We start from the raw sequence: 5,407 nt of genomic DNA on the forward strand, positions 1-5,407 counted from the left end.
GGGCCCGACTCCCGCCGCCGCTGCGAGCCACAACAACCATATCGGCGTGCCGCTCACCTTCGCGCGCCTGCCGCGCGACGCCGCCTATTGCGTGACCGAGATCGGCATGAACCACCCGGGCGAGATCGCCCCGCTCGCGCGTCTGGCTGCCCCCCATGTCGCGATCATCACCAATGTCGAGGCGGTGCACATCGCGTTCTTCGAGTCGGAGGAGGCGATCGCTGACGAGAAGGCGACGATCCTGGATGGCCTCACGATGGGCGGTGCCGCCGTGCTCAACCGCGACAACCGCCATTTCGCGCGGCTCCGATCCGCCGCCGAGGCGCGCGGCATCGCCCGGATCATCACCTTCGGCGCGGATGCCGATGCCGATATCCGCCTGCTCTCCTGGCGCGCGGAAGGGTTCGGCGGGCTCGCGCGAGCGGTGCTGCTCGGCCAGGAGATCGAGTTCCGCCTCGCCGCACCCGGCCGTCACGCCGCACTGAACGCCATGGGTGTGCTGGCCGCCGCGTTCGCTTCGGGCGCAGACCCCTTCGCCGCTGCCACTGCGCTCGCCGACCTGCCACCGGCCCCGGGTCGTGGCCTGCGTCGCACCATTCGCGTGGGTGCAGGCCACGCGATCCTGCTCGACGATTCCTACAACGCCTCCCCGCCGTCGATGCGCGCCGCCTTGGACGTGCTCGGCGACGTGCTTGCCGCGCGCCGCGTCGCCGTGCTGGGCGACATGCTCGAACTCGGCGACCGGGCGGCGGCTGAGCACCAGGCGCTCGCGGCCGCGGTCGTCGCGGCCCGGATCGACGTCGTCTTCTGTTGCGGCCCACTGATGCGCCAGCTCTATGAGGCGCTGCCGATGATCCTGCGCGGCGCGCATGCGCCCGACAGCGCCGCACTGCTCGCCTTCCTCGTCCCATCGTTGCGTCCCGGCGACGTCGTACTGGTGAAGGGCTCGCTCGGCAGCCGGATGGGCACGATCGTCGCGGCCCTCACCGGCGCGGCGCGGTGAACGGCCATGCTGTTCGTCATCCTCGCACCACTGGCCGAAGAGTTCATCCTCTTCAACCTGTTCCGGTACCTGACCTTCCGCTCGGGCGCGGCGTGCATGACCGCGTTGTTCCTGTCCTTCGTGCTCGGCGGACCGGTGATCCGTCGCCTCAGGCAGTTGCAGGCCGAGGGCCAGCCGATGCGTGAGCAGTACATGACCGAGGCGCATCTGCTTGGAAAGCGCGGCACGCCGACCATGGGCGGGGTGCTGATCCTGATCGCGCTCCTGGTCTCGACGCTGCTGTGGGTGGATCTGCGCAACGGCTATGTCTGGGCCGTCCTGGTGGTTACCGTCGGCTACGGGCTGTTGGGGTTCACCGACGACTTCCTGAAGGTCACCAAGCGCAACACCAGGGGCGTGCCGGCGTGGGCCAAGCTCGCGGTGCAGGGCGGGCTCGGTGCGCTCGCGGCGCTGTGGATCATGTGGATCGCGCGCCCACCGCTCGAGGCCGCGCTTGCGGTGCCGTTCTTCAAGGACCTGCTGGTTCAGCTCGGCTGGTTCTTCGTCCCGTTCGGCGCGGTGGTGATGATCGGCACATCGAACGCGGTGAACCTGACCGACGGGCTCGACGGGCTGGCGATCGTGCCGGTGATGATCGCGGCGGCCGTGTTCGCGCTGATCGCGTACCTGACGGGCAACGCGGTGTTCGCGAACTACCTCCAGCTCCATTTCGTGCCGGGGGCTGGCGAACTCGCCGTGCTCTGCGCCGCGCTGATCGGCGCGGGCATGGGGTTCCTCTGGTTCAACGCGCCGCCGGCGATGGTGTTCATGGGCGACACCGGCAGCCTGGCACTGGGCGGCGCGCTCGGCTCGATCGCGGTCGCGACCAAGCACGAACTCGTGCTGATGATCGTCGGCGGGCTGTTCGTGCTCGAGACGGTGTCGGTGATCGTGCAGGTCCTCTCGTACAAGCTGACGGGCAAGCGCGTGTTCCGCATGGCGCCGCTGCACCACCACTTCGAGAAGAAGGGCTGGGCGGAGTCCACCATCGTCATCCGTTTCTGGATCATCGCGATGATCCTGGCGCTGGTGGGCCTCTCCACCCTGAAGCTGCGGTGACGGGATGGCGGGCGAGGCGCCCTTTGCCGGCGAGACCGTGGCCGTGATGGGCCTGGGCCGGGCCGGGCTGCCGGGAGCGCAGGCGCTCGTGCGGCTTGGGGCACGCGTGCTCGCCTGGGACGATTCCGAGGCGGCACGTTGGCAGGCGGAGGCAGCCGGCGTGCCGCTCACCGACCTCACGAGTGCCGATTTCCGTGCAATCGACGCGCTTCTGCTCTCGCCGGGCATCCCGCACCGCCTCCCTGCGCCCCATCCGATCGCGGCGCGTGCCCTCGCCGCCGGCACGCTGATCGCGTGCGATGCCGACCTGCTGTTCCGGGCCGTGCGCGAGACGGGCTCCGCGGCGCGCTTCGCCGGCATCACCGGCACCAACGGCAAGAGCACCACCACCGCCCTGCTCGGCCACATCCTCGAATGCGCCGGTCAGCCCCACCAGACTGGCGGCAACCTCGGCACTCCGGCCCTTGCCCTCAATATCTTGGGGTCGGAGGGGGTCTATGCCCTCGAAATGTCGTCCTACATGTTGGAGCGAATCGCCCGCATCCGCTTCGATGCGGCCGCGATGCTCAACCTCTCGCCCGATCATCTCGACCGCCACGGCGACATGGCGGGCTATACCGCGGCCAAGCGGCGCATCTTCGACCGGCAGGACGGCGCGTGTACGGCCGTGGTCGGAGTCGATGACGACGGCGGCCGCGCGATGGCCGACGAGCTCGCCGTCGGGCCGGCGCCGGTGATCCGGGTTTCGGGCGCGCAGGCCGTGTCGGGCGGGATCTACGTCGAGAACGCGCGGCTGATCGATGCGCGCGGCACCTATCCGCAACGGATTGCGAGCCTGGTGCGCCACCCCACGCTGCCGGGCACGCACAACGCGCAGAACGCGGCCGCGGCCGCGGCCCTCGCCTTCGCGCTTGGCATCCCTGCCGAGGACGTGGCCGCCGGCATTGCGTCCTTCCCCGGCCTGCCGCACCGGCAGGAGCGCGTCGCCGAACTCGACGGCGTGCTGTTCGTCAACGACAGCAAGGGCACCAACGCGGACGCTGCCGCGCGTGCGCTCGCCTGCTACCCGCGCGTGTTCTGGATCGCTGGAGGTCGCGCGAAGGAAGGCGGCATCGCCGCGCTTGCACCGCTGTTCCCGCGCATTGCCCGTGCCTTCCTGATCGGCGAGTCAGCCCCCGCCTTCGCCGCGACCCTCGCCGGGCACGGCATCGCCCATGAGATCGCCGGGACCCTGGAGGAGGCGGTTCCGACTGCCTTCGCCGCCGCGCGGGCGGACGCGCCAGCGGTGGTGCTGCTGTCGCCCGCAGCAGCGAGCTTCGACCAGTTCGCGAATTTCGAGGTGCGCGGCGCCACGTTCCGCGCGGCCGTCGCGCGACTGATGGCGGAGCGTGCGCCGTGATCGCGCTGGCTCGCGACGACGGGACGCGGCTCGGCCGGTGGTGGTTCACGGTCGATCGCTGGATGCTCGCGGCGCTGTTCGCGCTCGCTGGCATCGGCATGCTGATGACGCTTGCCGCGAGCCCGGCCGTGGCGGAACGGATCGGACTCGACATGTACGCGTTCGTCCGCCGCCAGATGGCGTTCCTGCCGCTCGCTCTCGCGCTGCTGCTTGCGGTCAGCCTGCTCGGGCCGCGCGGGGTGCGCCGGGTCGCGGTCGTCGGGTTCCTCGGCGCGCTCGCGCTGACTGTGGCGGCCGCGCTGATAGGCCCCGAAATCAAGGGCGCGCGGCGCTGGATCGCGCTGCCCGGCCTGTCGCTCCAGCCCTCGGAGTTCCTCAAGCCCTGCTTCGCGGTGGTGGCAGGCTGGCTGTTCGCGGAAGGAATGCGCGGCACCCGCTTCCCTGGTGCCGCGATCGCCTGCCTGCTGCTTGGGCTCGTGCTCGCCGCGCTGAAGATGCAGCCCGACATCGGCATGGCGGCGGTGGTGCTGGCGGTGTTCCTCGCGCAGTGGTTCGTCGCCGGGCTGCGCACGATCTGGGTCGCGCTGCTCGGCGGCGTCGTCGCCGGCATCGCGACCCTCGCCTACATGCTGTTTCCGCATGTGCAGAGCCGCGTGCTGCGCTTCCTCGACCCGGCGGCCGGCGACAACTACCAGGTCGAGCGTGCGCTGGAGGCCTTCGCCAATGGCGGGCTCGCGGGCCGCGGGCCGGGCGAGGGCCGCGTCAAGTCGGTGCTGCCGGACGCGCATGCCGATTTCGTCTTTGCCGTTGCGGGCGAGGAGTTCGGGTTGTTCGCCTGCCTGCTGATCGTCGCGCTGTTCGCGGTCGTGGTGCTGCGCGGCCTGTTCCGCCTGATGGGCGAGACCGATCCCTTCGTGGTGATTGCCGGCACCGGACTGGTCGCGCAGTTCGGCTTGCAGGCCTTCGTCAACATGGCCTCGACCGTGCACCTCATCCCCACCAAGGGCATGACGCTGCCGCTGATCTCCTATGGCGGATCCTCGGTGTTCGCGGTCGCGCTCGGGATGGGGATGCTGCTCGCGCTGACGCGCCGACGCACGCGGGGCGAGGTCGCATGAGGGGGGCGATGCTGCGACCGATCGCGATCGCCGCCGGCGGTACGGGCGGCCATCTCTTCCCTGCCGAGGCGCTGGCGGGCGAGCTCGCGCGCCGCGGCGAGCGTCCGGTGCTGTTCACCGACGCGCGCACCGCTGCGCGGCTCGGGCCGGGCTTCGCGGGCGTGGAGACGCACGTGATCCGCGCCGAGGGCGTGGCGGGGCGTGGCCTGGTGCGCCTGCCCGGCGCGCTGGTCGCGCTCGCGCGCGGCGTGGTCGAGACGCGCGGGCTGCTCGCGCGGCTCGCGCCGGCGACGGTCGTCGCGTTCGGCGGCTATCCCTCGATCCCGCCGGTGCTCGCCGCACGGCTGCTGCCCCGCCGAGGCCGGCCGCGCGTCGTGCTGCACGAGCAGAACGCCGTGCTCGGCCGGGCCAACCGTTCGCTTGCCCGTTTCGCCGACCTGCTCGCGCTCTCGGCCAAGGAGACCGCCCGCGTGCCGGCCGGCGCGCGGATCCGCGCGATCGGCAACCCGGTGCGCGCCGAGATCGCGGCTCTCGCCGGCACGTCGTATCCGACACCGGCGCCCGATGCGACGCTGCATCTTCTGGTGCTCGGCGGCAGTCTCGGGGCGCGCGCGCTCGCCGATCTGGTGCCGGCAGCGGTCGCGACGCTGCCCGACGCGCTGCGCGCACGGCTGCGCCTGACCATGCAGTGCCGCGCCGAGGACGTCGAGCGCACGCGCGCCACACTCGACGGCTCCCGTGTGACCGCCAGGCTCGCGCCGTTCTTCGACGACGTCGCGGCGCTCTACG

At 71.5% G+C, this 5,407-nt stretch carries 5 protein-coding genes; all 5 read left to right on the top strand.

What is annotated here, in order from left to right; all coding sequences use genetic code 11:
* Nucleotides 1-1,003: Mur ligase family protein (locus ACTIFU_RS22140; RefSeq protein ID WP_439580491.1), on the top strand; the 1,003-nt coding region annotated here is incomplete at its 5' end.
* A gap of 6 nt (nt 1,004-1,009) precedes the next feature.
* On the top strand, nt 1,010-2,101 hold the full coding sequence (mraY, locus tag ACTIFU_RS22145; protein ID WP_439580492.1) for a phospho-N-acetylmuramoyl-pentapeptide-transferase: 1,092 nt from the start codon (nt 1,010-1,012) through the stop codon (nt 2,099-2,101).
* Nucleotides 2,102-2,105: 4 nt separating this feature from the next.
* Nucleotides 2,106-3,500, top strand: a complete 1,395-nt coding sequence (gene murD, locus ACTIFU_RS22150; protein ID WP_439580493.1) for a UDP-N-acetylmuramoyl-L-alanine--D-glutamate ligase — start codon at nt 2,106-2,108, stop codon at nt 3,498-3,500.
* A complete protein-coding gene (locus ACTIFU_RS22155; RefSeq protein WP_439580494.1) occupies nt 3,497-4,618 on the top strand; it encodes an FtsW/RodA/SpoVE family cell cycle protein in 1,122 nt (373 codons plus the stop codon). Before murD ends, ACTIFU_RS22155 begins: the two co-directional genes overlap by 4 nt.
* Nucleotides 4,619-4,626: 8 nt before the next feature.
* On the top strand, nt 4,627-5,407 hold a 781-nt coding region (locus ACTIFU_RS22160; protein ID WP_439580495.1), incomplete at its 3' end, for a glycosyltransferase.

The sequence above is a fragment of the Elioraea sp. genome, from assembly GCF_051860475.1.
Lineage (GTDB): Bacteria > Pseudomonadota > Alphaproteobacteria > Acetobacterales > Acetobacteraceae > Elioraea.

What these genes read in the sequence shown, in the direction of transcription:
- mraY (WP_439580492.1), top strand. Translation starts at nt 1,010, where the DNA reads ATGCTGTTCGTCATCCTCGCACCACTGGCCGAAGAGTTCATCCTCTTC.
- murD (WP_439580493.1), top strand. Translation starts at nt 2,106, where the DNA reads ATGGCGGGCGAGGCGCCCTTTGCCGGCGAGACCGTGGCCGTGATGGGC.